The organism is Methylorubrum subtropicum (assembly GCF_038442325.1).
Lineage (GTDB): Bacteria > Pseudomonadota > Alphaproteobacteria > Rhizobiales > Beijerinckiaceae > Methylobacterium > Methylobacterium subtropicum.
Genome location: NZ_JBBXMW010000010.1, coordinates 75,455 through 100,587 on the forward strand (window position 1 = coordinate 75,455; position 25,133 = coordinate 100,587).

Genomic DNA, 25,133 nt, shown 5'->3' on the forward strand with positions numbered 1-25,133 from the left:
AGCCGGAATCGGAACGGAACAACGACACGGCGCGAAACTCCCGGCGCCCTGGCCGGCGCCGGATATATGTTGCACGCAATTCTTTTCAGCCCCTTAATTCGGCGGGCGAAGACCGGATTTTACAGACGCCGCGGACACCGACCAAAGATCACGAAACCGTGTCGCGGGACGTATTATCATTTGTTGAGCATATTCGATCGCCAACACTGTCTAGGCAGGTCGGGCTAGGCCTCGCCGCCGCGAATTCAAAATTCGCCGCCCCGGCCGCCCCGGCCGCCCAGCGGATCGGAGCCGCCCTTGCCGCGACCGCATGCACCAAAGTGCCGGCCCCGCACGTCGCGGCGAGCCAAGGGAATGTCGCTGCCGTGGCAGCGGGCCGGGGTCGCAACCGCGATAGTCGTCTCAAGCCTGATCATGGCTTTGCGAGGCCACCATGCTCGACGTGACCCCGACTCCTCTGCAGCGCCTCCTGCGCGAGCGCCGCCGCGGCTACACGCTCCCGGCCCCCTTCTATCTCAGCCCCGAGATCTTCGAGGCCGACATGGAGGTGATCTTCGGCCGGCACTGGATCTATGTCGGCGTCGAGCCCGACGTGCCGGAGGCCGGCGACGTCATGGTGGTCGATATCGGCAAGACCTCGGTCGCCATCGTCCGCGACGACGACAACGAGATCCGCGCCTTCCACAACGTCTGCCGCCACCGCGGCGCGCGCCTCGTCCACGACGAGAAGTCCACCGTCGGCAACCTCGTCTGCCGCTACCATTCGTGGACCTACGACCTCACCGGCAACCTGATCCATGCCGAGCATATGGGCCCGGACTTCAAGAAGGGCTGCCACGGCCTGAAGCCGGTCCACATCCGCTCGCTCGAAGGCCTGCTGTTCATCTGCCTCGCCGACGAGCCGCCGGCCGATTTCGACGAGATGGCCGAGCGCCTCGGGCCCTACCTCGCGCCCCACAACGTGCGCGAGACCAAGGTCGCGTTCCAGAAGGACATCATCGAGCCGGGCAACTGGAAGCTCACGATGGAGAACAACCGCGAGTGCTACCATTGCGGGGCCAACCATCCCGAGCTGACCGTGCCGCTCTTCGCCTACGGCTTCGGCTTCGCCCCCGAGGAGATGGACGAGCACGACCGCGCCAACGCCGAGCGCTACGGCTGCCTGCTCAAGACGCGCCACACCGAGTGGGAGGCCGACGGCCTGCCCTCGCGCGAGATCGACGAACTCGACACCATGGTCACCGCCTTCCGCACCGAGCGCCTGCCGCTCGACGGTGACGGCGAGTCCCACACCCTCGACACCAAGGCGGCCTGCAAGAAGCTTCTGGGCAACCTGACGAACGCCAAGCTCGGCGGCCTCTCGGTCTGGACGCAGCCAAATTCCTGGCACCACTTCCTCGGCGACCACATCGTCACCTTCTCGGTGCTGCCGCTCGATGCCGAGCGCTCGCTGCTGCGCACCAAGTGGCTGGTCCACAAGGATGCGGTCGAGGGCGTCGACTACGATCTCGCCAACCTGATCGGCGTCTGGGAAGCCACCAACGATCAGGACAGCGAACTCGTCGGCATCTGCCAGCAGGGCGTGAAGAGCCCGGCCTACGAGCCCGGCCCCTACTCCCCGAACACCGAGATGCTCGTGGAGAAGTTCTGCAACTGGTACGTCGGTCGCATGACCGCGCATCTGGGGCGCTAGCCATGGCGTCGGTCCCCTCCTCCGAGCCGGCCGCCCGGCGGCTCACGGCCTCCACGCCCTGGGATGCGGAGGCCGACGACAGGCTGGTCTGCCTCGCGGTGCGCGACGAGACGCACGACGTGAAGACCTTCGTGCTGGCCCCGAAGGAACCCCGGCTGTTCGCCTACGCGCCGGGCCAGTTCCTCACCTTCTCGTTCGAGATCGGCGGCGAGACCATCCACCGCTGCTACACGATCTCCTCGACCCCGACCCGGCCGCACGCCGTGTCGTTCACGGTCAAGCGCATGCCCGGCGGCCCGGTCTCGAACTGGCTGCACGACAACCTCAAGCCCGGCGACACCGTCCGCGCGCTGGGGCCGATGGGCGACTTCTCCTGCTTTCAGCATCCGGCCCCAAAATACCTGCTGCTGTCGGGCGGCAGCGGCGTGACGCCGATGATGTCGATGGCGCGCACTTTTTACGATCTGGCCGAGGCTCGCGACGTGGCTTTCGTCCACTCCGCCCGCACCCCCACCGACATCGTTTTTCGCGCCGAACTCGAGACGATGGCGCGGCTCGACAAGAATTTCCGCTTCCACGCGGTCTGCGAGGCCGACGCACCGGACGAGGCCTGGACCGGGCCGAAGGGGCGGCTCTCGCTCGACATCCTGCGCCAAGTCGTGCTGGATTTCATGGACCGCGAAGTCTTCGTCTGCGGCCCAAAACCCTACATGGACGCCGTCAAGGCGATGCTGAAGGACGCGGGCTTCGACATGGCCCGGCACCATCAGGAGAGCTTCGACTTCGGCGAGTTGCCCGAGGCCGAGCAGGCCGCTGCCGCGGAGGCCGAGAAGAGCCTCGACGCCGCGCCCGCGCGGGGCGTGCGCACCTTCCGGGTCGAGTTCGCCAAGACCCGGCGCGTGCTCGAATGCCCCGAGGACACCACGGTGCTCGACGCCGCCCGCAAGGCCGGCATCCGCCTGCCCTCGTCCTGCGCCAAGGGCCTGTGCGGCACCTGCAAGTCGAAGCTCACCAAGGGCACCGTCTCGATGTCTCACGCGGGCGGCATCCGCCAGCGCGAGATCGATGCCGGCATGGCCCTGCTCTGCTGCTCCAAGCCGACGAGCGACCTCGTGGTCGAGCGCTGAAGCGCGCGCCCGACCCGTTCGAAGACTCGCAAAAAATCGTTCAACTGTCGGGAGTCGTCCCGTGATCGCCAATGCCGACGCGCTTCTGAAGCCCCTGACCATCAAGGGCCTCACCATCCGCAACCGGGTGATGTCCACGAGTCACGCCCCCGGCTACGGCAAGGACGGCAAGCCGCAGGAGCGCTACCAGCTCTACCACGCCGAGAAGGCCAAGGGCGGCATCGGGCTCACCATGTTCGGCGGCTCCTCCTCCGTCGCCGTCGACAGCCCGGCCGCGCCCTGGAACCAGATCTCGGTCGCCGACGATTCGGTGATCCCCTACTTCCGCCAGTTCGCCGACCGGGTGCACGCGCATGGCGGCAAGCTGATGATCCAGCTCACCCATATGGGCCGGCGCACCAAATGGGACACGGAGCACTGGCTCCCCACGGTCTCGCCCTCGCCCCGGCGCGAGCCCGCCTCCCGCACCATCCCGAAGGAGATGGAGGCCGAGGACATCGCCCGCATCGTCAAGAGCTTCGCGCAGGCCGCGCGCCGCTGCCGCGAGGGCGGTCTCGACGGCTGCGAGGTCTCCGCCGCCCACGGCCACCTGATCGATCAGTTCTGGTCGCCCTCCGTCAACCAGCGCACCGACAAGTACGGCGGCAGCCTGGAGAACCGGATGCGCTTCGGCATCGAGGTGCTGGAAGCGATGCGGGCGGAAGCGGGCGACGACTACGTCATCGGCATCCGCATGTCGGGCGACGAGATGATCGCCGATGGCCTCTCGCAAGAGGATTGCGTGACGATCGCGTCCGAGTACGCTCGGCGCGGCCTCGTCGATTTCCTCAACATCCTCGGCGGGCAGGCGCGCGACCACATCGCCCACGCGATCTCGCTGCCGAATATGTCGTTTCCCGTGGCGCCGTTCCTGTTCCTGCCGAGCGCGATCAAGCGCGAGGTGGACGTACCGGTGTTCCACGCCCAGCGCGTCACCGATCTGGCGACCGCCGCGAGGGCGGTCGCGGAGGGCCATGTCGACATGGTGGCGATGACCCGCGCCCACATCGCCGACCCGCATCTGGTCAAGAAGCTGTCGGAAGGCCGGGCCGACGACATCCGGCAATGCGTCGGCGCGGGCTACTGCATCGACCGCATCTATGTCGGCGGCGACGCCCTCTGCATCCAGAACGCCGCCACCGGCCGCGAAGCCACCATGCCGCACGAGATCCGCAAGGCGGATGTCCGCCGCCGGGTCGTGGTGATCGGTGCCGGCCCCGGTGGGCTGGAAGCCGCCCGCGTCTGCGCCGAGCGCGGCCACGCGGTCGTGCTGTTCGAGAAGAGCGGGCAGGCCGGCGGCCAGATCGGCCTTGCCGCCAAGGCCGGCTGGCGCGAGGCGATGTCCGGCATCACCCGCTGGCTCGTGTCGCAAGTGCAGAAGCTCGGCGTCGATCTCCGGCTCAACACCGAGGCGACCGAAGCGGCGGTTCTGGCGGAGAAGCCCGACGTGGTGATCGTCGCCACCGGCGGCACGCCGTTCCGCGGCCACGCCAAGGGCGCCGCCGAGCACGCGGTGACCACCGCCGAGGTGCTGGCCGGCACGGTCGAGCCGACCGGCTCGGTCCTGCTCTACGACGAGATGGGCCAGCACAACGCCGCCTCCGTCGCCGAGTTGCTGGCCAAGCGCGGCTGCCTCGTCGAGATCGCCACCCACGACCGCATGATCGCGGAGGAGGTCGGTACCACGAACCAGCCGATCCACCTGCGCGAACTGTACAAGCTCGGCGTGGTGATGAGCCCGAACATGGAGCTGATCGAGGTCTACCCCGAGGGCAACCGGCTGGTGGCGGCTCTGCGCAACACCATGACGGATGCCGAGGAAGAGCGCGTCATCGACCGCCTCGTGGTCGAGCACGGCACGCTGCCGGTGGAAGGCCTCTACCGCGCGCTGAAGGACGCCTCGATCAACCGCGGCCAGACCGACGCCGAGGCGATGATCCGCGGCGAGCCGCAGCCCTACGACCTCTCGAAGGGCTACGCCCTCTACCGCATCGGCGATGCGGTCGCCGGCCGCAACATCCACGCGGCGATCTACGACGCGCTGCGGCTGTGCAAGGACATCTGATCCGGGTGGGGCGCTAGCGCCGCCGCATCGTCCCTCCCCCCAACGAATCTCGGGCTTGCCCGAGATTCGCATATGGAAGCCCAAGTCAGGCAGGCCTGACTTGGGTGGGGGAGGGTGGCCCCCGAAGGGGGTCGGGAGAGGGAGCGACGGTGCCGCTTGGCCGCCCTCGCAAGCGAATTCACCGGAAGCGGCGCTCCCCTCTCCCGCCTCGCTCCGCGAGGCACCCTCCCCCGCAGAGGGGGGAGGGTTCGTGCTGTCGCCAAGCCTTAGGCACCGTCATGACCAGCCTCATGCCCCTGACCACGGTGTTTCCCGGCCTCGTCTGGCTGATGGCCGCGCTCGCCCTCATCCAGGGCCTGCGCCGTGCCGCGCTCTGGCGGGTGGGCGCGAGCGCGCCCGTGGCGTGGCTCGACGGGCTCGTGAAGCTGCCCAAGCGCTACCTTGTCGATGTCCACCACGTGGTCGCCCGCGATCCTTACGCCTCCCGCATGCACGCGGTCGTGGCCGGCGGCCTGCTCGCGGCCTCGATCCTCACGGCGCTCGCGATCCTGCCGCCGATCGCGAGCTTTCGCCCCTACTGGTTCGTCGTCGCGCTGGCCTTCGGCGTGACGGCCATCGGCTCGCTGCTGGTGGGCGCCCGGCGCTACCCGGCCAAGCAGAAGCGCCTCTCCGCCGGCCGCTTCCAGATCCTGCCGTTCCTGCTCGTCGCTTACGCCGTCGGCGGCACCATGACCGCGCTGCTGCTCGCCTTCGGCGTCGGTGGCGTGTTCGCGCCGCTGGCCCTCGCGCTCGCGGCGGCCGGGGGGCTCGGCCTCGCCTTCGAGGTGCGGCACGGGCCGATGCGCCACGCGGCGGCCGGCGCGCTGCATCTCGTCGCCCATCCCCGCCCCGGCCGGTTCGAGGGCCGGCCCGACACCGCGCTCCAGCCCCTCGACCTCGACGCGCCCCGGCTCGGCTCGGAGATGCCCGCCGACTTCACGTGGAACCGGCTGCTCTCCTACGACGCCTGCGTCAGCTGCGGGCGCTGCGAGATCGCCTGCCCGGCCTTCGCCGCGGGCCAGCCGCTGAATCCGAAGCGCCTGATCCAAGACCTCGTCGCCGGCCTCTCGCCCGCCGAGCCCGCCTACGCCGGCAACTCCTACCCAGGCGGGCGCGAGGCCCAGGGCGAGCGCGGAGCGCTGGCCGGGCTGATCGGGCCGGATGCGCGCATCCATCCGGACACGCTGTGGTCCTGCACCACCTGCCGCGCCTGCGTCGAGGAATGCCCGATGATGATCGAGCACGTCGATGCCGTGGTGAGCTTACGCCGTCACCAGACCCTGGAGCGCGGCGCGCTCCCCGAGAAGGCCGTCGGCCCGGTGACCGAGCTGCGCCAGTCCGGCGATCCCGGCGGGCGCCCGCTCTCGGCCCGCACCGACTTCGCCGCGGGCGTCGATCTGCCGGTGATGGCCGACCGAAAGCAGGCCGACATCCTGCTCTGGCTCGGCGAGGGCGCCTACGACCTGCGCTACGGCCGCTCGTTGCGCGCCCTGATCCGCCTGCTGCGCGAGGCCGGCGTCGATTTCGCGGTGCTGGGCGCCGAAGAGCGCGACACCGGCGACCTCGCCCGCCGGCTCGGCGACGAGGCGACCTTCCAGGCTCTGGCACGGGAGAACATCGCGACCCTCGCCAAATACCGCTTCGAGCGGATCGTGACGGCCGATCCGCACGCGCTCCATGCGCTCCGCAACGAGTACCCCGCAATGGGCGGGCACTTCGAAGTGACCCACCACACCGCCTTCCTGCTGGAACTGATCCGGGCGGCCAAGCTGAACCCGGCCCGACTGCCGGACCTGTCGGTGACCTATCACGACCCCTGCTACCTCGCCCGCTACAACGGGGAGACCGAGGCGCCGCGCGCCGTGCTCGACGCCATCGGGGTGTCGCGCTCGGAGATGGCCCGGTCGGGCAAGCGCGCGATGTGCTGCGGCGGCGGCGGCGGCGCGCCGGTCAGCGACATTCCGGGCGAGCGGCGCATCCCCGACATCCGCATGGCCCAGGCCGCCGAGACCGGCGCCGGCATCGTTGCGGTGGCCTGCCCGTCCTGTACGGCGATGCTGGAAGGCGTGACCGGCCGCGATGCGGAGATCCGCGACATCGCCGAATTGCTGCTCCAGGCGGTGGAGGCCGGCCGATGACCCGCCCCCGCCGCGATCCCCGCGCCGAGCGAGCCTCCATTCAGGTCGCCGGTGAGGCCCGTCCCCGCTTCGACCGCACCGCCCGCCGCACGGGCAGCGGCCGGCCCCGCCGCGACCCGCGAACTGAACGCGCCGGTCAGCGCGTCGCCGCCGAGGCGCGCCCGCGCTACGACCTCAGCCAGACGGTGCGCTTCGACGCGCCCGTGGCCACCGACGCCCAGCCCAAAACCGCGGCGGCGCCCCCCCCAAAGATCCTCATCGTTGAGGCCCCCGCCTTCCTCGTCGCGGTGGTGCCGGACGCACCCGGCGGGCGCCTCTCGTCGCACGACCGACAGGTGCTCGGCGCCGCCCGCGCGCTCGCCGGCCGCGAGGGCGGCGTGGCGATCCTCACCCTCGGCGCGTGCGAGGGCGTCGGTCCGGCCGGGGCCGACCGTTGGCTCCCGCTCGATGTGGTGGAGGGCTACGATCCCGCCACCCAGGCCGCCCGCGTCGCCGCGGCGCTGACGGCTTTGGCGCCGCGCTACGTCCTGTTCCCCGAATCCCTCGACGGCGGCGACCTCGCCCGCCGGGTCGCGGTGCGGATGGGCGAGCCCGTCTTCACCAATGCCGAGGTGGTCGCCGCCAACGGCCTCGTGCGCCCGGCCAGGGGGCGCCGCGTCGAGCAGCGGATCGCGCCGGGTCTGCTCGCCACCGTCGCGCCGGACGCGGTCGCCGAGTACGGCGGCCCGCCCCGCGAGGCCCGCCCGCTGCCGGTCGAGGCCGAGGCGCCGACGCCAAGTCTCAAAAGAATCGTGTCGGCGACTCGCGTCCCGGCCGATCCGGCGACGGTGCCGCTGGCGCTCGCCGAGTTCGTGGCGTCCGTCGGCAACGGCATCACCGATCTCGACACGTTTCGCCAAGTCGTCGCGGCGCTGCGCGCCACGCCCGGTGCCAGCCGCGTGCTGTGCGATGCCGGCTTGATGCCGCGCCACACCCAGGTCGGCGCCTCCGGCACGGTGCTGGCCGCCACCTGCTACTTCGCGCTCGGCATCTCCGGCGCGCCGCAGCACCTCCAGGGCGTGGCCGGCTGCGAGCACGTGGTCGCGGTCAACACCGACCTGCACGCCGCGATGATCGAGCGCGCGGGCCTCGCCATCGTGCAGGACGCGCAAGTCGTGATGCCGGCCCTGCTCCGACTGCTGGCTGACGAAGCGGGAGAGAGCGTATGAAAATCGTGGTCCTGCTCTCGGCCGGGCGCCATCCAGTCTCCGGCGCCCCCGTCCTGCCGCGGATGGAGGCGCAGGCGATCCGCATCGCAGCCTCGCTCGGCGAAGTTTTGGGCCTCCATGCCGGGCCGGACGCGGACGCCGTGCGGGAAGCGCTCGGCCTCGGCCTCACCCGCATCGAGCACATCGCCGTTGCGAAGGGCCTCGATCCGGTGCCGGCGCTCGCGGCCCGGCTCGCCGCGCTGGCGCCCGACCTCGTGCTCGCCGGACGGCGCGGCCAGGGCGGCGCGGAGAGCGGCGTCGTCCCCTACGCGCTGGCCGAGGCCCTCGATCTGCTGCTGATCCCCGACGTGGTCGCGGTCTCGGGCGGCGGCGACACGCTGACCCTCGACCAGAGCCTCGGCCGCGGCGCCCTGCGGCGCGTCGCCGTGCGCGGGCCCGTCCTCGCCACGGTGCATCCCGACGCCGCCGCCCCGCTGGCCTACGCCTACGGCAAGGCCCGCCGCGGCACGATCGAACGCGTCGGCGCTGCCGCCACCGCGGCGGATGGGCCGGAGGCCGCGGTCGAGGAACGGCCCTATCGCCGCCGCCCCAAACTGGTGAAGGGCGCGCCGACCGGCGGCTCGGCCGCCGAGCGTCTGAAGGCCGCGACCGGCGAGGGCGGCTCGGCCACCAAGGGCCGGCTCCTCGTCGAACCCGACCCGGAAGAGGCGGCGCGCGAGATCCTTGCCTATCTGCGCCAGATCGGCGTGATCGCCGACGCTTCGAAGCCAAAGCAGTGAGTGTTTCCGCGATGCCCCTGAGCCCCGACGACCTCCTGACCCGCCTGCGCGAGCGGGGCATCGCCTACAAGCTGTTCGAGCACCCGCCGGTGCTGACCGTCGAGGCGATGATGGCGGTGTGCGGCGACATCGCGGGCGCGCACACGAAGAACCTGTTCCTGCGCGACGGGAAGAAGACCTATTTCCTCGTCACGCTCCACCACGACGCGGCGGTCGATCTCAAGGCGTTCCGGGCGGTGCTCGGCGCCCGCGGCGGGCTGTCGTTTGCCAGCGCCGACGCGTTGCGCGAACAGCTCGGCGTCGAGAGCGGCGCCGTCTCGCCGCTCGCCGCGCTCAACGCGGCGCCGGGCAGTGTGAAAGTCTTCGTTCAAGACAGCCTGCTGGAGGAGACGCGGGTCAACGTCCATCCGCTGGTGAGCACCCGCACCCTCAACCTCGTGCCGGGCGACCTCGTGCAGGCTTTGCGCGCGGAGGGCCACGAGGTCACCGCCTTCGCCCTGCCGCAGGCCGGCACCGAGGCGGCCTGAACGACAAAGGCCCGGACGCGATTCCGGGCCTTCGAAACTCTAATCACTTGTCTCGGTAAGACCGACGGCGATGATCCCCGATCATCGCCGTTCGTGTTTTCAGGCCGCCTGCGCCATCGGCGCGAAGGGCATCGCGAACAGCGAACCGGTCAGGCCGCCGGTCTCGAGGCGGGCCGTCTCCGGCGGCACCGACACGCGGCCGAGATCGGCGCGGATCAGGCCGATGTCGTCGAGGGCAGCGTCGCTCAGATCGGCCAACGCGACTTCCATCTCCTTGGCGCGGAGATAGGCGAGCAAACCTTTCGTCAGCTTGGTGAACATGATCTTAACCTCGAACGCAGGGCCGCTGGACTTGCATTCCGCAGCGCGACACGTCCTGAATATGGCGTTTGTTGCAGTGCGAGAGGAGCGCCGACTCCGAGGATCAGCCCCGCTCGGCGCGCATGCATTGAGCAGAAAGTAATCGATCGGGGCAGTGTGCCGTCTTTTGGTGCAGGGCATGGCGGAGTGTGGGTGGCTCGGCGGGGCCGCCGGATGACGTGGTACATCGGACGACGCGGAGTTCGGTCGCTCTTCGGCATGTCGGTCGGGAAGACGCGGCGAAGCGGTATCGCGTCCTCGCTTATCCGCCTTATCCGTTCAATCGCACTGGCCTCCGCCTCACACCGTCATTGGAGGCGAAGCCGAAGCAATCCAGTGCTCTGCACTGTCCAGCGGAGGCGCATCGTCGATGACGGGACGGCCGTCGTCGCCTCACCTTCTCCGGACAACCCGCGCCCTGGATCGCTTCGGCTCCGCCTCGCGATGACGGAGCGCGTTGGTACACGGCGGATCCCGCCCTCACCCTCATCCTGAGGTGGCGACGCGAAGCGGCGCCCTCGAAGGAGGGCTCCAGAAGTCGCGAGATCCCTGGAGCCCTCCTTCGAGGCCCGCCGAGGCGGGCACCTCAGGATGAGGGTGAGGATGGAATGGATCCGAACCGCAGCATTGGGCCGGATCACCTCGACCTGCGGCCAGCACCTCCGCCCAGGATCATCCTTGGGGCGGAGGCGCCCGACACAAAGTCAGCTCAAGCAGCCTGTCGTCGTAACGCGACCGCGGCGGTCTCGGCAGCGATCTCCGGCGCGGGGGCGAGGCGACCGGTGGCCTGGAGGGTGCCGGTCGCGCCCGCGAGCGCCCCGGCGGTCAGCTCGAGGCCGAGGAAGCGGGCGCGCTCGAACGGGCCGGGCATGGCGAGGCCCGCCGCCTGCGCCTCGGTGAAGCCGAAGCGGGCGTAATAGGGTGCATCACCGACGAGCAGCACGGCCGCGTGGCCGAGTGTGGCGGCACGAGTGAGGGCCGCCCGCATCAGCCGGCCGCCGAGGCCTTCGCCCTGAAGCGACGGATCGACCGCGAGCGGCCCGAGCAGCAGGGCGGGCCGGCCGCAGCCGGTCGCGACGTCCCACAGGCGCACGGTGCCGACGAGTTTTCCGTCCTGCATCGCCGAGAGGGCGAGCCCTCGCGCGGGCAGGCGGCCCTCGCGCAGGCGCTGCGAGGTCTTCAGAAGGCGGGACGGGCCGAAGCAGGCGTCGAGCAGGCGCTCGCGCGCGGCGACGTCGAAAGCGATTTCATCACGGATCTGGATCACGGCCGTACCCTCCCCAACTCGCCGTCCGGCGGGAAGAAACAGCCCTCGCACCTGCGTTGCAGGCCGTCCGGGACACGTCGATGGCGCGCCCCGTGGGGCGCGCGGTTTTCTGTCGGATCGGGGGTGAACAAATCCTGAGTGTTTCCCGTGAAACATTTTGCTTCATGGTGAACGAAGCGTTTCACGGGATACGTGGACCCGGCTCAGATCACGATCTGCTCCAGCGGCGGGAAGCCGTTGAAGGCGACCGCGGCGTAGGTCGTGGTGTAGGCGCCCGCGCCCTCGATCCACACCTTGTCGCCGATCGAGAGCGAGACCGGCAGCGGGTAGTGGTTCTTCTCGTAGAGCACATCGACCGAGTCGCAGGTCGGCCCGGCGACGACACAGGGCGCCATGCGGTCCTCGTCGTGGTCGGTGCGGATCGCGTAGCGGATCGACTCGTCCATGGTCTCGGCCAGCCCACCGAACTTGCCGATGTCGAGATAGACCCAGCGCACCTCGTCGTCGGCCTCGGACTTCTTCGACACCAACACGACCTCCGCCTCGATCAGCCCGGCATTGCCGACCATGCCGCGGCCCGGCTCAATGATGGTCTCGGGGATGCGGTTGCCGAAATGCTTGGTGAGCGCGCGGAAGATCGCGTCGCCGTAGGATTCCACGCCCGGCACCGCCTTGAGGTACTTGGTCGGGAAGCCGCCGCCGAGATTGACCATCGACAGGCCGATGCCGCGGAGCGCGCATTCCTGGAAGATCATGGAGGCGGAGGCGAGCGCCCCGTCCCAGGCTTCCGTGTTGGCCTGCTGCGAGCCGACATGGAACGAGACGCCGTAAGCGTTGAGGCCGTTGCGGTGGGCGTGCTCCAGCACGTTCACCGCCATCTCGGGCTCGCAGCCGAACTTGCGCGAGAGCGGCCAGTCGGCGCCGGCGCCGTCGCAGAGGATGCGGCAGAACACCTGCACGTCGGCGGCCTCGACGCCCGCGGCCTCGGCGGCGCGGACGATCTTTTCCACTTCCGCCTGGCAATCGACCGCGTAGAGGCGGATGCCGAGCTTGAGTGCGCGCACCACGTCGCGCTCCTTCTTGATGGTGTTGCCGAAGGAGATGCGATCCGCCGTGGCGCCGGCCGCCAGCGCCATCTCGATCTCAGCGACCGACGCCGTATCGAAGCAGGAGCCCATCTCGGCGAGCAGGCGCAGAACCTCGGCGGCCGGGTTCGCCTTCACGGCGTAGAACACGCGGGTGTCGGGCAGCGCGCGGGCGAACTGCGAAAAGTTCTCGCGCACGACTTCGAGGTCGAGCACCATCACCGGACCCTCGTCCCGGCCGAGGTCACGGCGCGCGCGCAGGTAATCGCGGATGCGATCGGTCATTGGTCGTCCCCACCACAGGTTCGAGGGCGCCGTCACGGGCGCGAGATCGAATCGAGACGATCCCGTCGGGATCGTCGGCGTCAGGGGGCGATGCGTCGCGTCCGTCCTCGCGCTTTGGAGACGCGGGGTCGGCCACGAGTGCAGAGCACCCGGAAGCTGCCGTGGATTGGATGGGGGAACCCCAACCGCACGCCGGGCAAGGAGAAACAAGCCTCTTCGGTGTCGGCCTTTGGAGGGCCGACGAGACCAAAAAAGCCCGTTCGTCGTTGCTTTAAGCTGCGTCCCCCGTGGAGAGCGGGGTTCGCCGGTTTCGCCTCCGGCTGCCGGTTGTTGTTAGGGTCTGGTGTCGCCACCCGGATGCCGGCCGTAGGGATCCACCCCTTGCGACCATCGATCCTTTAAGACCCCTGGCGGCTGTCCGGCAGTTGACCGGATGCCCACCAACCGGCACGCGGCCACAGGCACGTGCGAAATTGGGCGAGGCGGATATACGCATCGGGTCCACCGGAAACAAGCGGTTTCGCACATGCTTAGCCGGCGTTTCCCAACAGGCTCACGGGATTGTGGCTGGCCTGCATCACTTGCGTTGCCGGCTCAGCCTCGCGGATCACCCGGCGGGCCCGATCCACGCGGCGCAGGCGGCCCTTTCCAACGCCGTCCGGACGGTCCATTGAACCGGGCCGAAGCTTGGCCCGCGGCGTCCAGCGGGCCGGCAAACCGAGCCTCAGGAGCCATGACCGAGCCGTCCCGCCGCGCCGTCGTCTCAGGCCTCGCCGCTGGCCTAATGGGCCTGCCCGCCCTCGCCCGGGGGCAGGCGACGCCCTTCGGCTTCGAGACGGTGGAGGGGCAAGCGAAACAGCTCGCCGCCGCGTCGTTCGACGCGTCGGTGCCGCCGCTGCCCGAGGTGCTGGCCAAGCTCGATTACGATGCGTGGCGCGACATCCGCTTCCGGCCGGACCGTGCCTTCCGGGTCGGCGCCGATGGGCGCTTCCGGCTACAACTCTTTCATCTCGGCTTCCTCTATCCGCGCTCTGTCGCGGTGAGCCTCGTGAAGGGCGGGATGGCCACGCCCATCACCTACGATCCGGCCCTGTTCGATCTCGGCCGGACCAAGCTCGATGCGCCGCTCCCCAAAGACCTCGGCTATGCCGGCATCCGGCTCCATACCGCGCTGAACCGCCCGGACGTGATCGACGAACTCATCGTCTTCGTCGGCGCGAGCTATTTTCGGTTTCTCGGCCAGAACCAGCTCTACGGCCTCTCGGCCCGCGCGCTCGCGGTGAACACGGAAGCCAACGGCGGCCCGGAGGAATTTCCGTTCTTCCGCGCCTTCTGGATCGAGGCGGAGGGCGAGCCCGGCACCTGCACGATCCACGCGCTGCTCGACGGCCCGTCGCAGACCGGCGCCTACCGCTTCACCGTGCGGCCGGGCGCCGAGACCACCGTCTCGGTCACCGCGACGCTGTTTCCGCGGCGCGACCTGAACGACGCTGGCCTCGCGCCGCTGACCTCGATGTACTTCATCGGCGAGACGGACCGCGGCCACAGCGACGATTACCGCCCGGAACTGCACGATTCCGACGGGCTCCAGATCGCGGCGGGCTCCGGCGAGTGGCTGTGGCGGCCCCTCGACAATCCGCGGGAGCGGCGCATTTCGACCCTCTCGGTCAAAGCGCCCAAGGGCTTCGGGCTGATGCAGCGCGACCGGTCCTTTGCCGACTATCAGGATCTTGAGGCCGGCTACGAACGCCGCCCCGGCTACTTCGTCGAGCCCGAGGGCGATTGGGGCGAGGGCAGCGTCGTGCTGGTCGAACTGCCGACCGACAACGAGACCGCCGACAACATCGTCGCCTATTGGCAGCCCAAGGCGCCCTTCCCCGCCGGGCAGCCGGCGCGGCTCGCCTACCGCATCCGCGCGGTCGGCGGCGAGCACCTCCATCCGAACGGGCAGGTGGCCCACACCTTCCTGGCGGCCTCCGCGGCGAGCGGCGCGGCGCGGAAGGAGGGCGACCCGGAGGGCCGGCTCGCCCGGCGCTTCCTCATCGATTTCGGCGGCGGCACGCTGGACAAGCGCCCCGCCGGGGGCCCGCCGCCGGAGGTGGTGGCGAGCGCGAGCGTCGGCACCATCGTCGCCACCTCGATCGTCCCGAACCCCCATGTCGGCGGGTTTCGCGCGGCGCTCGACGTGCGCCTCGACGCGCCGGGCACGACGGAACTGCGCGCCTACCTGCGCGATGGGGACGGCGCGGCGCTGACCGAGACCTGGACCTTCCCCTGGAGCGCCGCGTGAGCCGCCACGCGCGCGCGCCCGCGGCGCTCAAGGTGACGATCCGTCCGGCGGTGCCGGCGGACCTCGACGCCCTGGTCGCCCTGGAGCACGCTGCGTTTTCCACCGACCGGGCCGAGCGCCGGGCGATCCGCCACGCGATCCGCTCGCCCAGCATGACCCTGCTCGCCGCGCTGGCGCGGGACGGCGGCGAGGACGTTCTGGTCGGCGCCGCGACCCTGGAGCGGCGGCGCCCCAGCCTCGGCGCGCGGCTCTCCTCCATCGCCGTCGCGCCGGCGCGGGCCGGCCACGGCCTCGGCAGCCTGCTGCTCGACGCGGCGGAGGCCGACACGCTCGGCCACGGCCGCACCCGGCTGCGGCTGGAGGTGCGGGCCGACAACGGCGCGGGCATCCGCCTCTACGAGCGGCACGGCTACGTCCGCACCGGGACGAAGCCCGACTATTACGAGGACGGCATGGAGGCGTGGTGCTACGAGAAGGCGCTGGTCCCGGCCTGAGCCTTTCCGGAACCGCGCCGGGGTGAGCGGCTTTCATCCCGGATCGCGCTGCACCGCAACGGGCGACGTGCGCCAGCGCACTGGCAGGCCCAGCCGTTGGGGCCACGTTGCGGGTACCTACCCGCGTTGCCCCACGGATGCCGGCAGCGCCCCGACTTCTGACAAAGAGAGCCGAATGCCGAACCTGTTCGATCCGATCACGCTGGGCGCCATTGAGCTGCCCAACCGCATCCTCATGGCGCCGCTGACCCGCGCCCGCGGCACCCGCACCCACGTGCCGACGCCGCTCATGGCCGAGTACTACGCCCAGCGCGCGGGCGCCGGCCTCATCATCTCGGAAGCCACCGGCATCAGCCAGGAGGGGCTGGGCTGGCCCTACGCGCCGGGCATCTGGTCGGACGAGCAGGTCGAGGCCTGGAAGCCGGTGGTGAAGGCGGTCCACGACAAGGGCGGGCGCATCGTCAGCCAGCTCTGGCACATGGGCTACCTCGTCCATCCGGACTTTTTGGGCGGCGAGCCGCCGGTCGCAGCGTCCGAGGCGACCGCGCCGGACGAGGCCCACACCTACGAGGGCAAGAAGCCCTACGGGAAGGCGCGCGCCTTACGCGAGGACGAGATCCCGCGCCTACTCGCCGACTACGAGCGCGCGGCGCGCAACGCGGTCGCGGCGGGCTTCGACGGCGTGCAGATCCACGCGGCCAACGGCTATCTCCTCGACGAGTTCATCCGCGACGGCTCGAACAAGCGCACCGACCGCTACGGCGGCTCGGTGGAGAACCGGGTGCGGCTCGTCACCAAGGTGGCGCAGACGGTGGCCGGCGTCGTCGGCCCGGAGCGCACCGGCATCCGCTTCTCGCCCAACGGCCCGATCCAGGGCGTGGACGATTCGAACCCGCACGAGGTCTTTGGCCTCGCCGCCGAGATGATGGGCCGCGTCGGCCTCGCCTTCATCGAGATGCGCGAGCCCGGCCCCAACGGCACCTTCGGCAAGGCGACCGTGCCGCCGGTGGCGCCCGTCATCAAGGAGCGCTTCGGCGGTCCGGTCATCCTCAACTGCGACTACGACGGCCCGCGCGCCCAGGCCGCGGTCGAATCGGGCGAGGCCGACGCCATCGCCTTCGGCCGCCCCTACATCGCCAACCCGGACCTGCCCGAGCGCATCGCGAAAGGGCTGCCGTTCGCCAAGGACGATATGAAGACCTGGTACAGCCAGGGCCCGGAGGGCTACGTCGATTATCCGACGATGGAAAAGCAGGCGGCTTGAGGCGTTTCCCCTCCCCCTTGCGGGGAGGGGTTAGGGGTGGGGGCCGGGCAGAAGACACCGTAACGGTTCCTCCTGAACCACCCCCACCTCCTACCTCCTCCCCGCAAGGGGGAGGAGAAGCCCGGCGGCGACCGCGCGACCCACGCCCTACGGCGTGAACTCGTAGGCGCGCTCGCCGTGGCTGGTCAGGTCGAGGCCGTCGTGCTCGGCTTCCTGATCGACGCGCAGCGGCGTGACGAGGCGGATGAGCTTGACGAGGCCTACGGTCAGGAGCGCCGACCACACGGCGGTCACGCCGATGGCGAGCGCCTGGACGCCGAGTTGGCTCACCACCGTCTTGCCCTCGCTGAGCCCGATGCCGCCGAGGCCGGGCAGCAGGAACACCGCGAGCAGCAGCGAGCCCAGGATGCCGCCGACGCCGTGGACGGCGAAGACGTCGAGCGAGTCGTCGATGACGAGGCGGTGCTTTACGTACAAGGTGACGAAGAAGCAGACGAGGCCGCCCGCGGTACCGATCAGCAGGCCCGCGGCGGGCGAGACGTAGCCCGCGGCCGGGGTGATCGTGGCGAGGCCGGCGATGCAGCCGGTGACGATGCCGATCGAGGTGGGCTTGCGGATCTTGATCCACTCGGCGGCCGTCCAGGCCATGGCGCCGGCCGACGCCGAGAGGTGAGTGACGAGGATGGCGTTGCCGGCGGCCGTGTCGGCGGTGAGCGCGCTGCCGCCGTTGAAGCCGAACCAGCCGACCCAGAGCATGCCGGCGCCCATCATGGTCATGCCGGGGCTGTGGGGCGGGGTCAGCGTCGTCGGGAAGCCGCGGCGGCGCCCGATCAGGATCGCCAGCACCAGCGCCGAGACGCCCGCTGTGGTGTGGACGACGATGCCGCCGGCAAAATCCAGCGTCCCGAGCCCGGCGAGCCAGCCGCCGCCCCAGATCCAATGCGCCACCGGCACGTAGACGAGGAGCAGCCACAGGGCGGAGAACAGGGCGACGAAGGGGAAGGTGACCCGCTCGGGGATGGCGCCGATGATGAGCGCCGGGGTGATGACCGCGAAGGTCATCTGGAACAGCGCGAACACGGTCTCGGGCAGCACCGTGCCGGAGCGGACCGGATCGAGGCCCGCGAGGAAGGCCTTGTTCAGCGTGCCGAGGACGGCGCCGTCGCCGTCGAACACGAGGCTGTAACCGCAGATCGCCCATAGGACGGAAGCGATGCAGCAGATGGTGAAGCACTGCATCAGGACGGAGAGCACGTTCCGCGCGTGGACGAGGCCGCCGTAGAACAGGGCCAGCCCCGGCAGCGTCATGAACAGCACGAGCGCGGAAGCGGTCAGCACCCAGGCGGTGCTGCCGGTCTCAGGAGCCGGGGCGGCCAGCGCCGGGGAAGCCGAGAGGATCAGGAGCGCGAGGCCCGAAAGGCCTCGGGCGGGGAGCGACACCATGGACGGAACCTTGCGAGGAAACAGCCGCGCTCAGAAGCAGATTGCCTCATGGTTAGGCAAGCCTGCTCACGCGGCAGCCGGGCGGAAGGCGGACAAGATGTTGTGTTCGCGCCACCCTCAGGCGCGCTCCGCGTGAGCCGTCCGCCCTACCGCCTCGTCGCTTTCGACTTCGACGGGACGCTCGCCGACACGTTTGCGTGGTTCGGCTCGGTGCTGAACGGGGTCGCCGACCGCTACCGCTTCCGCCGCGTGGAGGCGGACGAGGTCGAGCGGCTGCGGGGTCTGAGCGCCCGCGCGATCATCGCCGATCTCGGCATCCCGGCCTGGAAGATGCCGCTGATCGCCCGGCACATGCGGGCGCTGGCGGCGCGGGACGCGCACGACATCCGGCTGTTTCCCGGCGTACCGGAGATGCTGGGGGCCCTCGACGCGGCCGGGATCGGGCTCGCCGTGGTCAGTTCCAACGGCGAGGCGACGGTGCGGCGGGCGCTGGGGGACTCAGGCGACCACATCCGCCACTACGCCTGCGGCGCTGCGCTCTTCGGCAAGGCGCGCCATCTCCGGGCGGTCGCGCGCGAAGCGGGCGTGGCGCCGGGCGAGATGCTGGCGGTGGGGGACGAGATTCGCGACGCAGAGGCGGCGGCCAAGGCCGGTTGCGCCTTCGGAGCGGTGGCCTGGGGCTACACCGACCGCGCGGCTCTGCAAGCGAAAGCGCCGGCCCACCTGTTCGGCGAGCCGGCGGAGATCGTGGAAGCGGTCGCTTACTGTCCGGCGCGGGCGCCCGGGACGATCGAGGCGCCGGCGCCGCTGCCGAACGGCTCGTAGCGGGTCAGGCCGCGGAAGAGCTGGCTGAGGAAGGCGCGGTCGGCGCCGCTCGACGGGGTCTTGCGCTCGATGAAGTCGAACACGCGCCCGTCCTGCAGGCCGTAGAGCGCCACGCGCTCCACCTTCATGCCGGGGGTGAAGTAGACCGCCGTCACCTTCTGGTCCTGCACGCTCTCGCCGAGGAACAGCACCGTGCGGCTGGTGGTCTGGCTGATGTAGTACCAGGACTTGTTGCCCACCGTGGAGACGGTGGACGGCGTACCGAGGATCTGCAGCACCTGCTCGGCGCTCAGGCCCGGCTTCACCGTGGCGAGCGCGGCCTGATCGATCTGGTAGCCGTGGCGGATTTCCTCGCCGATGCAGCCCGAGACGCCGAGCGCGATCGTGCCGAGGACAGTCGCGCGGACGAGCGACGAGACGAGACGGCGCGACATCGGCCCCCCTGTTTCCATCATGATGGATTTCAGGTCCGCGGCACGATTTCGCTCGTGCGTCTTCGGACTTGCACCCTGGTCGAGGGTTGCCGTACCGCGGGGATATGGCTTTGACAAGGCAAGCTCGGCCACAGGCCCGGCCGATCCGGTGGACCGCATGATTCAAGGGGTTCCATGATTCCCGGCTTCATTCGCCGCGCCCGCGAGCGGCGCCGGACGATCGGGACGCTGCACCAGCGCATCGGCGAGGCCGCGCGCCTGCCCGATCTCTACGAGGCGCTCGGCGTGCCCGACACGGTGGAGGGGCGGTTCGAGGCGTTGAGCCTGCACGTCATCCTCGTGCTGCGCCGCCTCGGGCAATTGCCGCCGCCCGCCGACGAGGTCGCGCAGGAGCTGATCGATTCGGTGTTCGTGCAGTTGGACGAGAGCCTGCGCGAACTCGGCGTCGGCGACATGGGCGTGTCGAAGCGCATCAAGAAGCTCGGCGCCTCGTTCTACGCCCGCGCGGGCGCCTACGGCACCGCGCTGGACGAGGGCGACCGGCACGGCCTCGCCACGGCGCTCGCCCGCAACGTGCTGGCGCAGGACGACGCGGCCGCCGCGGACGGGCTCGCGGCCTATGTCGCGGAGAGCGCCGACCGCCTCGCCGCCCAGGACCTCGACGCCCTGCTGACCCAAGGTCCGCATTTCGCCGCCGCGCCGCAGGAGGCTCGATGACCGCCCCGAACGGACCGCTCTCGCGCACGGTCAACGTCGAGCGGCTGAACAAGGACCGCGCCGAGATCACCGTCGAGGCGAGCCCGGAGGAATGCGCCGCGCTCGCCCGCGACTTCAAGATACCGGGCATCCGCGACCTCGTCGGCCGTTTTTCGCTGGGCGGCTCGCTGACCCGATTGCATGTCGGCGGAACGGTCGAGGCGACCGTGACCCAGGTCTGCACGGTGACGCTGGAGCCGTTCGAGGCGAGGGTGGAGGAGCCGGTCGATGTCGAGTTCACCAACGCCGACATCCTGAACGACACCGACGCCGAGGATGTCGAACTGCCCGACCCGATCGTGAACGGGCGGATCGATTTCGGCGCGCTCACCGCCGAGTTCCTAGCGCTCGGGCTCGACCCCTATCCGAGGAAACCCGGCGTCGCCTTCGAGCCCGTGACCGCGGGCGAGGATCCGCTGCCCTTCGCCGACCTCAAGGCGCTCAAGCAGAAGCTCGGCGGCACCGACTGACCGAGCCGAAAAGCCGAGGACAAGAGTTTTTGTTTGCCCGGCGGGGCATGCTCGTTATTTTGCGCGCCGCCGAACCGGGCCTGACCAGGCCCTCACCGCCCGCATGCAGGACGCCCCAACGGCCTCCGGTCCCAAGGAATCATGTCGAACCGCGTTTGCATCTCGCTCGACGCCATGGGCGGCGATCACGGCCCCTCGACCGTCGTGCCCGGCGCGGCCATCGCCCGTGAGCGCCACCCCGAGATGACTTTTCTGATGTTCGGCGACGAGGCGGTCGTGAGACCGCTGGTCGAGGCCGAGCCGCGGCTGAAGGGGGCGGTCGAGATCCGCCACACCACCGTGTCGGTCGCCATGGACGACAAGCCGAGCCAGGCGGTGCGCCAGGGCCGCGGCAAGTCCTCAATGTGGCGGGCGATCCAGGCGGTGCGCGACGGCGAGGCCCAGGCCGCAGTCTCGGCCGGCAACACCGGCGCGCTGATGGCGATGTCGAAGATCTGCCTCAAGACCATGGCGGGCATCGAGCGCCCGGCCATCGCCTGCCTGTGGCCGACGGTGCGCGGCGAGAGCGTGGTGTTGGACGTCGGCGCCACCATCGGCACCGATGCCGAGCACTTGGTCGAGATGGCCGTGATGGGCTCGGCCATGGCCCGCATCGTGCTCGATCTGGAGCGCCCGACGGTGGGGCTCCTCAACGTCGGCACCGAGGAGATGAAGGGCAACGAGGCGGTGAAGGAAGCCGCCCGGCTCCTGCGCGAGACGGAGTTGTCGAACTTCACCTATTACGGCTTCGTCGAGGGCAACGATCTCGGGCGCGGCACCACCGACGTCGTCGTCACCGAGGGTTTTACGGGCAACATCGCCCTGAAGACGGCTGAAGGCACCGCCAAGCAGATCGGCAGCTACCTCAAGGCCGCCATGGGCCGGACGTTGTCGGCCAAGATCGGCTACCTGTTCGCCCGCCAAGCCTTCGCGGCGTTGCGCGAAAAAATGAACCCGAGCCGGGCCAATGGCGGCGTGTTCCTCGGGCTGGAGGGCATCGTCATCAAGAGTCACGGCTCGGAGAACGCGCAAGGGTTCGCCTCGGCGGTCGATCTCGCCCACGACATGGCCCAGCACGACCTGATGCGGACGATCCGGGAGATGCTGGAGCAGACCCCCGCCGTCGCGCCGGCCTAAGCAGATTCGGCCCGGCAGGGTCGTCGGAATTGAGGAAGGGACGGATCCGATGGCGCTTCTGCGCTCCGTCGTGGTCGGGTGCGGTGCGTACCTGCCCGGAAACGTGGTCACCAACGCGGCTTTGGCCGAGCGGGGGATCGAGACCTCGGACGAGTGGATCGTCCAGCGCACCGGCATCCGCCAGCGCCACATCGCCGGCCCGGACGAGACCACCTCGGTGCTCGGCACGCGGGCGGCGCAAGCGGCGCTCGACGAGGCCGGGCTCTCGCCCGCCGACATCGACCTCGTGCTCTGCGCCACCTCGACGCCGGACCACACCTTCCCCTCCACCGCGACCCAGATCCAGGCGGCGCTCGGGATCGAGGGCGGCTTCGCCTTCGATCTGCAGGCGGTCTGCGCCGGCTTCGTTTACGCGGTCGCCACCGCCGACCGCTTCCTCTCGACGGGCGGGGCCAAGCGCGCGCTCGTGATCGGCGCCGAGACGTTCTCACGGATCGTCGATTGGGAGGACCGCACCACCTGCGTGCTGTTCGGCGACGGCGCCGGGGCGATCGTGCTGGAGGCGCGCGAGAACGACGCCTCGGACCGCGGCGTGCTGACGAGCTGCCTGCGCTCCGACGGGCGCCACCGTTCGAAACTCTACGTCGATGGCGGGCCGGGCTCGACCGGCACCACCGGCAAGCTCCGGATGGAGGGCCGCGAGGTGTTCCGCTTCGCCGTCGGCTCCGTCACCGACGTGATCGAGGAGGCGTTTCGCACTTCCGGCACCACGGCCGACGACCTGACGTGGTTCGTGCCACATCAGGCCAACCGCCGGATCATCGAGGCGTCCGCCGACAAGCTCGGCATCGCCCGCGAGAAGGTAGTGCTGACGGTCGACCGCCACGGCAACACCTCCGCGGCCTCGATTCCGCTCGCGCTCGCCGCCGCCCGCAGCGACGGGCGGATCAAGCCCGGCGACCTCGTGATGATCGAGGCGATCGGCGGCGGCTTCACCTGGGGCGCCGCGCTGATCCGGTGGTAGAATCGGGTGCGTCGGCGACGGGCGCCGAAGGTTGTCCGGCAAGGAATCCGTATGGCCGGGCGCGAAGAGCGCCCCGCGCAGCGGCCTCGACCTCTGTCGAGGCGTCTAGCGAAGCGTAAGCCAAAGCCGCGGACGCGGCTGCCGGCGCCTGAGGCTGGAAAAGAATACGGTTCGATCGCCGGAAGCGATCGAACCGTGTCAAGACCAAGGTTCGGTTGACCGTCGAAGTCCGGCCGATTAGCGTGTCCGATCATAGAGATACGCGTCGGACTGAAACGCGACCGGGAGGGGAGTGCATGTCGGGACGGACGGTCACACGCGCCGATCTGAGCGAGGCCGTCTACCAGCAGGTCGGCCTGTCGCGGGCCGAATCGGCGGCCCTGGTCGAGACGGTGCTAGCCGAGATCTGCCAGTGCCTGTCGCAGGGCGAGACGGTAAAGCTCTCCTCGTTCGGCTCGTTCGTGGTGCGCTCCAAGGGCAAGCGCATCGGCCGCAACCCGAAGACCGGCGTCGAGGTCGAGATCGAGCCACGTCAGGTCATGGTGTTCAAGCCCTCGAACGTGCTCAAGGCGCGCATCAACGGCGGCACCGTCAACGGCCACGACGAGGACGACGACTAGAACTTTTTCGTACGGGCGTCGGCGATCCCCCCGGGGGAGCGGCGCCCCGTTAAGTCCGAGCCGCATCCGACCGAGGTCACGACATGGGGCTGCCGCTCGCATCCGTCGAAAGTCATTCCGAAAAGAGCCCCGGCGCCTTCCGCACCATCACCGAGGTGTCCGAAGACCTCGGCGTGCCCCAGCACGTCCTGCGCTTCTGGGAGAGCCGGTTCAGCCAGATCCGGCCGACGAAGCGCGCGGGCGGGCGGCGCTACTACCGGCCCGACGACGTCGATCTGCTCAGGGGCATCCGCCGCATCCTGCACGGGCAGGGCTACACCATCCGCGGGGCGCAGCGCATCCTTAAGGAGCACGGCGTGCGCTTCGTCCAGGGGATCGGCCGGGGCGAGGCGGAGGCCGGCCCGCCCCTGCCGCAGGACCGCGACGAGGAGGTGACCGAGGGCATCGCCTCCGATCGCGCCGCGCTGGAAGTGGTGCTGTCCGAACTGCGCTCGTGCCGGGCGCTGCTCGCCGGCCTCGAAGACGCCGACCCGGAGCCGCTGGCCTGAGACAACTCGCTTGCGCGCAAGTGATTGTCGTCTCTCACGGTTTCGTGTCCGCGCTCGCGGAACGCCGCGAACTTTCTGTCTCCGCGCACGTTGAGGCGCCATGGCTCCCCCCCGCGCCCGGATGTCTCCGACTCAGGAACTCATCGCCCGCATGATGCGGATCGTGCGCGCCTGCCCGGAGGCCGCGAACGAGGTTCTGGAACTGATGTTCCTCGTCAGCCAGATCGAGGCCTCGACCACGGTGGACCGCGAGTACCGCGACGCCCGCCGGGTCATCAGCCGCCTGCGCGCCCCGCTCTGGGAGATGGGCCCGGCCGACCGCGCGGCGCTGCTCAAGGCCGCCGAGACGATCCGCAAGGCTTGCGACCTGTCGGATGCCGACATCCCCTCGACGCCCGGCGCCGATCTCGGCGAGCGCGCGCGGATCGAGGCGGTGCTGAGCCACACGCTGGCCGGCGAACTCTCGGAGGCGCAGATCGCCCGCGTGGCCGGCGCCGTCGCCGCCGCGATCCAGCACTGACGCCAACCTTTTCGCGAGCAGCCTCGACGCGCGGTGCCCTCGCTCCCACATCCGCCCTGCCCCCGCCGCGTGAGCCGGATTCCCCGGGCTTCGGAGCGGGACAGCGTGACGACGAGGAAACGCCGATGACGTCCACGACCTCCGCCCTCCGCTCCGGTGCGACCGGGGCCCTGGTGCTCGCCGTCGCCCTCGGGCTCGCCGGCAGCGCGGCGGCGCAGACCACCGTGACCCGCAGCGAGACCGTGCCGGCCGGCAAATCGGCCCGCCTCGTGATCGTGCCGAACCTCAAGAAGGATTGCTCGACCGGGCCGATGCCCGAGATTCGCGTCGTGACGCCGCCGAAGTTCGGCTCGCTCATCACCAAGAGCGGCAAGCTGAAGACGCCGGCCAAGTACCGCTGCCCGAACAAGGACACCGAGGCGCAGGCGATCTTCTATCAGGGCAACGCCGGCTACACGGGCAACGACACCGTGGTGGTCGAGATCAAGGATTCAGACGGCCAGATCGAGAAGCGCGACATCCGCATCACGGTCGAGGCCGGCAAGCCCGACGACAAGGCCAAGGAGAAGAAAGACACCACCGACCTGTAAGGTCCGGCGCCCGCCCTTCATTGCTGCGACGCAACAGGCCGGCGGCCTCCGCCGGCCCCAGACGCAT

At 70.2% G+C, this 25,133-nt stretch carries 24 protein-coding genes; 19 read left to right on the forward strand and 5 right to left on the reverse strand.

Annotated features, from left to right (window positions below; translation table 11 throughout):
* Nucleotides 1–433: 433 nt before the first annotated feature.
* The 7 genes from AAHG03_RS15220 (at nucleotide 434) to AAHG03_RS15250 (ending at nucleotide 9,615) form a co-directional block, all read left to right on the forward strand.
* A complete protein-coding gene (locus AAHG03_RS15220; RefSeq protein ID WP_342151529.1) occupies nucleotides 434–1,693 on the forward strand; it encodes an aromatic ring-hydroxylating oxygenase subunit alpha in 1,260 nt (419 codons plus the stop codon).
* A gap of 2 nt (nucleotides 1,694–1,695) precedes the next feature.
* Nucleotides 1,696–2,820: an FAD-binding oxidoreductase gene (locus AAHG03_RS15225; RefSeq protein WP_342151531.1), complete on the forward strand. Its 1,125-nt coding sequence runs from the start codon at nucleotides 1,696–1,698 to the stop codon at nucleotides 2,818–2,820.
* Nucleotides 2,821–2,881: 61 nt separating this feature from the next.
* Nucleotides 2,882–4,924 carry an NADH:flavin oxidoreductase gene (locus AAHG03_RS15230; RefSeq protein WP_342151532.1) on the forward strand — a complete coding sequence of 681 codons (2,043 nt, stop codon included), beginning with the start codon at nucleotides 2,882–2,884 and terminating at the stop codon, nucleotides 4,922–4,924.
* Between the two features lie 278 nt (nucleotides 4,925–5,202).
* A complete protein-coding gene (locus tag AAHG03_RS15235) occupies nucleotides 5,203–7,101 on the forward strand; it encodes a (Fe-S)-binding protein (protein WP_342151533.1) in 1,899 nt (632 codons plus the stop codon).
* Nucleotides 7,098–8,309: an electron transfer flavoprotein subunit alpha/FixB family protein gene (locus AAHG03_RS15240; RefSeq protein ID WP_342151534.1), complete on the forward strand. Its 1,212-nt coding sequence runs from the start codon at nucleotides 7,098–7,100 to the stop codon at nucleotides 8,307–8,309. The genes AAHG03_RS15235 and AAHG03_RS15240 overlap by 4 nt, the downstream gene beginning before the upstream one ends.
* A complete protein-coding gene (locus AAHG03_RS15245; RefSeq protein WP_342151535.1) occupies nucleotides 8,306–9,088 on the forward strand; it encodes an electron transfer flavoprotein subunit beta in 783 nt (260 codons plus the stop codon). Before AAHG03_RS15240 ends, AAHG03_RS15245 begins: the two co-directional genes overlap by 4 nt.
* An 11-nt stretch (nucleotides 9,089–9,099) precedes the next feature.
* The gene (locus tag AAHG03_RS15250; RefSeq protein ID WP_342151536.1) at nucleotides 9,100–9,615 is read left to right on the forward strand and encodes a prolyl-tRNA synthetase associated domain-containing protein; all 516 of its coding nucleotides are present in this window, start codon (nucleotides 9,100–9,102) and stop codon (nucleotides 9,613–9,615) included.
* A 99-nt stretch (nucleotides 9,616–9,714) separates the two neighbouring features.
* Here AAHG03_RS15250 and AAHG03_RS15255 read toward each other — a convergent pair whose 3' ends face one another.
* The 3 genes from AAHG03_RS15255 to AAHG03_RS15265 form a co-directional block, all read right to left on the reverse strand.
* The gene (locus AAHG03_RS15255) at nucleotides 9,715–9,936 is read right to left on the reverse strand and encodes a DUF1127 domain-containing protein (protein WP_342151537.1); all 222 of its coding nucleotides are present in this window, start codon (nucleotides 9,934–9,936) and stop codon (nucleotides 9,715–9,717) included.
* A gap of 748 nt (nucleotides 9,937–10,684) precedes the next feature.
* Nucleotides 10,685–11,242 carry a GNAT family N-acetyltransferase gene (locus tag AAHG03_RS15260; protein WP_342151538.1) on the reverse strand — a complete coding sequence of 186 codons (558 nt, stop codon included), beginning with the start codon at nucleotides 11,240–11,242 and terminating at the stop codon, nucleotides 10,685–10,687.
* A 203-nt stretch (nucleotides 11,243–11,445) separates the two neighbouring features.
* On the reverse strand, nucleotides 11,446–12,612 hold the full coding sequence (locus AAHG03_RS15265; protein WP_342151539.1) for a type III PLP-dependent enzyme: 1,167 nt from the start codon (nucleotides 12,610–12,612) through the stop codon (nucleotides 11,446–11,448).
* A 733-nt stretch (nucleotides 12,613–13,345) separates the two neighbouring features.
* Between AAHG03_RS15265 and AAHG03_RS15270 the strand changes: the two genes are divergently transcribed.
* The 3 genes from AAHG03_RS15270 (at nucleotide 13,346) to AAHG03_RS15280 (ending at nucleotide 16,660) form a co-directional block, all read left to right on the forward strand.
* Nucleotides 13,346–14,902 (forward strand): glucan biosynthesis protein G, encoded by a 1,557-nt coding sequence (locus tag AAHG03_RS15270; RefSeq protein WP_342151540.1) that lies wholly within the window; start codon nucleotides 13,346–13,348, stop codon nucleotides 14,900–14,902.
* Nucleotides 14,899–15,396, forward strand: a complete 498-nt coding sequence (locus tag AAHG03_RS15275; RefSeq protein WP_342151541.1) for a GNAT family N-acetyltransferase — start codon at nucleotides 14,899–14,901, stop codon at nucleotides 15,394–15,396. The genes AAHG03_RS15270 and AAHG03_RS15275 overlap by 4 nt, the downstream gene beginning before the upstream one ends.
* Before the next feature lie 175 nt (nucleotides 15,397–15,571).
* Nucleotides 15,572–16,660 (forward strand): alkene reductase, encoded by a 1,089-nt coding sequence (locus tag AAHG03_RS15280; RefSeq protein WP_342151542.1) that lies wholly within the window; start codon nucleotides 15,572–15,574, stop codon nucleotides 16,658–16,660.
* 147 nt (nucleotides 16,661–16,807) lie between these two features.
* On the opposite strand, the gene AAHG03_RS15285 is transcribed toward AAHG03_RS15280, so the two are convergent.
* On the reverse strand, nucleotides 16,808–18,103 hold the full coding sequence (locus tag AAHG03_RS15285) for an ammonium transporter (protein ID WP_342151543.1): 1,296 nt from the start codon (nucleotides 18,101–18,103) through the stop codon (nucleotides 16,808–16,810).
* Between the two features lie 132 nt (nucleotides 18,104–18,235).
* Between AAHG03_RS15285 and AAHG03_RS15290 the strand changes: the two genes are divergently transcribed.
* A complete protein-coding gene (locus AAHG03_RS15290; protein ID WP_342151544.1) occupies nucleotides 18,236–18,928 on the forward strand; it encodes an HAD hydrolase-like protein in 693 nt (230 codons plus the stop codon).
* On the opposite strand, the gene AAHG03_RS15295 is transcribed toward AAHG03_RS15290, so the two are convergent.
* Entirely contained in the window at nucleotides 18,865–19,362 is a 498-nt protein-coding gene (locus AAHG03_RS15295; protein WP_342151545.1) for an outer membrane protein assembly factor BamE, read from the reverse strand. The genes AAHG03_RS15290 and AAHG03_RS15295 overlap by 64 nt on opposite strands.
* A 174-nt stretch (nucleotides 19,363–19,536) precedes the next feature.
* Here AAHG03_RS15295 and AAHG03_RS15300 point away from each other — a divergent pair, with 174 nt between their 5' ends.
* From AAHG03_RS15300 to AAHG03_RS15335, 8 genes are all read left to right on the forward strand, one after another.
* The gene (locus AAHG03_RS15300; protein ID WP_342151546.1) at nucleotides 19,537–20,079 is read left to right on the forward strand and encodes a ubiquinol-cytochrome C chaperone family protein; all 543 of its coding nucleotides are present in this window, start codon (nucleotides 19,537–19,539) and stop codon (nucleotides 20,077–20,079) included.
* Complete coding sequence (locus tag AAHG03_RS15305; protein WP_342151547.1) at nucleotides 20,076–20,588, forward strand: YceD family protein; 513 nt, start codon at nucleotides 20,076–20,078, stop codon at nucleotides 20,586–20,588. The genes AAHG03_RS15300 and AAHG03_RS15305 overlap by 4 nt, the downstream gene beginning before the upstream one ends.
* A 141-nt stretch (nucleotides 20,589–20,729) precedes the next feature.
* Entirely contained in the window at nucleotides 20,730–21,764 is a 1,035-nt protein-coding gene (plsX, locus tag AAHG03_RS15310) for a phosphate acyltransferase PlsX (protein ID WP_091944901.1), read from the forward strand.
* 49 nt (nucleotides 21,765–21,813) lie between these two features.
* Nucleotides 21,814–22,788: a beta-ketoacyl-ACP synthase III gene (locus AAHG03_RS15315; protein ID WP_342151548.1), complete on the forward strand. Its 975-nt coding sequence runs from the start codon at nucleotides 21,814–21,816 to the stop codon at nucleotides 22,786–22,788.
* Nucleotides 22,789–23,084: 296 nt separating this feature from the next.
* Nucleotides 23,085–23,408, forward strand: a complete 324-nt coding sequence (locus AAHG03_RS15320) for an integration host factor subunit alpha (protein WP_091944907.1) — start codon at nucleotides 23,085–23,087, stop codon at nucleotides 23,406–23,408.
* A gap of 83 nt (nucleotides 23,409–23,491) precedes the next feature.
* Nucleotides 23,492–23,956 (forward strand): MerR family transcriptional regulator, encoded by a 465-nt coding sequence (locus AAHG03_RS15325; protein WP_342151549.1) that lies wholly within the window; start codon nucleotides 23,492–23,494, stop codon nucleotides 23,954–23,956.
* Between the two features lie 121 nt (nucleotides 23,957–24,077).
* Nucleotides 24,078–24,476: a hypothetical protein gene (locus tag AAHG03_RS15330; protein WP_412759751.1), complete on the forward strand. Its 399-nt coding sequence runs from the start codon at nucleotides 24,078–24,080 to the stop codon at nucleotides 24,474–24,476.
* 125 nt (nucleotides 24,477–24,601) lie between these two features.
* Nucleotides 24,602–25,066: a 4-aminobutyrate aminotransferase gene (locus AAHG03_RS15335; RefSeq protein ID WP_342151551.1), complete on the forward strand. Its 465-nt coding sequence runs from the start codon at nucleotides 24,602–24,604 to the stop codon at nucleotides 25,064–25,066.
* Nucleotides 25,067–25,133 lie beyond the last annotated feature (67 nt).

Bases quoted from the DNA above. Each gene is read 5' to 3' on its own strand.
- AAHG03_RS15295 (WP_342151545.1), bottom strand. From the start codon at position 19,362: ATGTCGCGCCGTCTCGTCTCGTCGCTCGTCCGCGCGACTGTCCTCGGC.
- AAHG03_RS15270 (WP_342151540.1), top strand. From the start codon at position 13,346: ATGACCGAGCCGTCCCGCCGCGCCGTCGTCTCAGGCCTCGCCGCTGGC.
- AAHG03_RS15325 (WP_342151549.1), top strand. From the start codon at position 23,492: ATGGGGCTGCCGCTCGCATCCGTCGAAAGTCATTCCGAAAAGAGCCCC.
- AAHG03_RS15305 (WP_342151547.1), top strand. From the start codon at position 20,076: ATGACCGCCCCGAACGGACCGCTCTCGCGCACGGTCAACGTCGAGCGG.
- AAHG03_RS15330 (WP_412759751.1), top strand. From the start codon at position 24,078: ATGTCTCCGACTCAGGAACTCATCGCCCGCATGATGCGGATCGTGCGC.
- plsX (WP_091944901.1), top strand. From the start codon at position 20,730: ATGTCGAACCGCGTTTGCATCTCGCTCGACGCCATGGGCGGCGATCAC.
- AAHG03_RS15285 (WP_342151543.1), bottom strand. From the start codon at position 18,103: ATGGTGTCGCTCCCCGCCCGAGGCCTTTCGGGCCTCGCGCTCCTGATC.
- AAHG03_RS15250 (WP_342151536.1), top strand. From the start codon at position 9,100: ATGCCCCTGAGCCCCGACGACCTCCTGACCCGCCTGCGCGAGCGGGGC.
- AAHG03_RS15315 (WP_342151548.1), top strand. From the start codon at position 21,814: ATGGCGCTTCTGCGCTCCGTCGTGGTCGGGTGCGGTGCGTACCTGCCC.
- AAHG03_RS15225 (WP_342151531.1), top strand. From the start codon at position 1,696: ATGGCGTCGGTCCCCTCCTCCGAGCCGGCCGCCCGGCGGCTCACGGCC.
- AAHG03_RS15265 (WP_342151539.1), bottom strand. From the start codon at position 12,612: ATGACCGATCGCATCCGCGATTACCTGCGCGCGCGCCGTGACCTCGGC.
- AAHG03_RS15240 (WP_342151534.1), top strand. From the start codon at position 7,098: ATGACCCGCCCCCGCCGCGATCCCCGCGCCGAGCGAGCCTCCATTCAG.
- AAHG03_RS15235 (WP_342151533.1), top strand. From the start codon at position 5,203: ATGACCAGCCTCATGCCCCTGACCACGGTGTTTCCCGGCCTCGTCTGG.
- AAHG03_RS15280 (WP_342151542.1), top strand. From the start codon at position 15,572: ATGCCGAACCTGTTCGATCCGATCACGCTGGGCGCCATTGAGCTGCCC.
- AAHG03_RS15245 (WP_342151535.1), top strand. From the start codon at position 8,306: ATGAAAATCGTGGTCCTGCTCTCGGCCGGGCGCCATCCAGTCTCCGGC.
- AAHG03_RS15320 (WP_091944907.1), top strand. From the start codon at position 23,085: ATGTCGGGACGGACGGTCACACGCGCCGATCTGAGCGAGGCCGTCTAC.
- AAHG03_RS15255 (WP_342151537.1), bottom strand. From the start codon at position 9,936: ATGTTCACCAAGCTGACGAAAGGTTTGCTCGCCTATCTCCGCGCCAAG.
- AAHG03_RS15300 (WP_342151546.1), top strand. From the start codon at position 19,537: ATGATTCCCGGCTTCATTCGCCGCGCCCGCGAGCGGCGCCGGACGATC.
- AAHG03_RS15335 (WP_342151551.1), top strand. From the start codon at position 24,602: ATGACGTCCACGACCTCCGCCCTCCGCTCCGGTGCGACCGGGGCCCTG.
- AAHG03_RS15220 (WP_342151529.1), top strand. From the start codon at position 434: ATGCTCGACGTGACCCCGACTCCTCTGCAGCGCCTCCTGCGCGAGCGC.